Source organism: Vibrio mimicus CAIM 602 (assembly GCF_000338875.1).
GTDB classification, from domain to species: Bacteria; Pseudomonadota; Gammaproteobacteria; order Enterobacterales; family Vibrionaceae; genus Vibrio; species Vibrio mimicus.
Genome location: NZ_AOMO01000078.1, coordinates 1 through 1108, shown reverse-complemented (window position 1 = coordinate 1108; position 1108 = coordinate 1). Strand labels below are relative to the sequence as shown.

At 39.8% G+C, this 1108-nt stretch carries 1 protein-coding gene and 1 pseudogene; one reads left to right on the top strand and one right to left on the bottom strand.

Annotation, left to right across the window (positions count from 1 at the left end):
• Positions 1-566 precede the first annotated feature (566 nt).
• Positions 567-1022 (top strand): RNA recognition motif domain-containing protein, encoded by a 456-nt coding sequence (locus D908_RS02025; protein ID WP_005527155.1) that lies wholly within the window; start codon positions 567-569, stop codon positions 1020-1022.
• On the opposite strand, the pseudogene D908_RS22100 reads toward D908_RS02025, so the two are convergent.
• Positions 988-1108: pseudogene (locus D908_RS22100) on the bottom strand (glutamate racemase); the annotation flags it as partial. The gene D908_RS02025 and the pseudogene D908_RS22100 sit on opposite strands and share 35 nt — an antisense overlap.

Genomic DNA, 1108 nt, shown 5'->3' with positions numbered 1-1108 from the left:
TGAGCCATGATCAAACTCTTCAATTAAAGTTTTGGCTCAATGAATACTGATAACATTACATTGTAATGTTGAATTGACTGTGCTGAATGATTGCTCATTCAAATGGTCACTCAGTTCATTGATAAATCTTTTGCGATTATCATCAACGAGTGCCCACACAGATTGATTGGTTTATATTGTTAAAGAGCTTCACCTGTCGAAATCGCTTTTCAGCTTCGTTCGCTAGGGCTGCGAATATTACGCTTATTCATTTGAGTGTCAAACGTTTTTTTCAAACCTTTTCTTCTCTATCTTCTTTCACTTTGTGATTTGAATCTCACGCCGTGTCAGTGAGGGCGCATTATAGGTAGGTTGAGTTTTATGACAAGCTTTTTTTTGACAAAAAAAATCGTTCGCTCAAAAAGCCAACAACGGGCTATTTATCGGATAAAATTTCAACATATTGAGGGGGGTCACACCATTCGATTGGAAAAATATCAAGCATATACGTAAGATTCCTGTGTCTATTTTGTTAATTCATCGATAGGCAGTGAATCTTCTTTTTCTCTGATGCGTAGTAATTCAATATGAAATCTGACAAATCTATATTATGGATTGCCCTGCTTGCGGTTATTGGTGCCGGGATTTTATCGCAATTGACTCTACACTCTTCCTTCGCTTTTTTAATTGGTGTGGTTGCAACGACCTTAATTTGCAAACTTTTCACTCAACCCACCATTTCAAGCCAAGACGAAGAGACTTCTTCCACTACGAAAACACTGTATGTGGGCAACCTGCCCTATAAAGCAAATGAATCGCACGTCAAAGAGTTGTTCGCCGAGTATGGTGAAGTCTTTGCGGTGCGCCTAATGAAAGATAAGCGAACGGGTAAGCGTCGGGGGTTTGGATTTGTTGTTATGGCAGCAGGTCAGGCTCAAGCCGCAATTGATGCTCTCAATGAAAAGGAATATATGCAGCGAACTTTAAAGGTTCGAATTGCCAATGATCCTAAATCGGATGAGGAAATAGCTGAACAGGATTAAAACCTAATTCTTTAAGCTTTATATTCAGCGCACTTTCCTCCCAGGGGGGTGCGCTAGCATAGATGTGATGTTTTTGATTTCCCTCC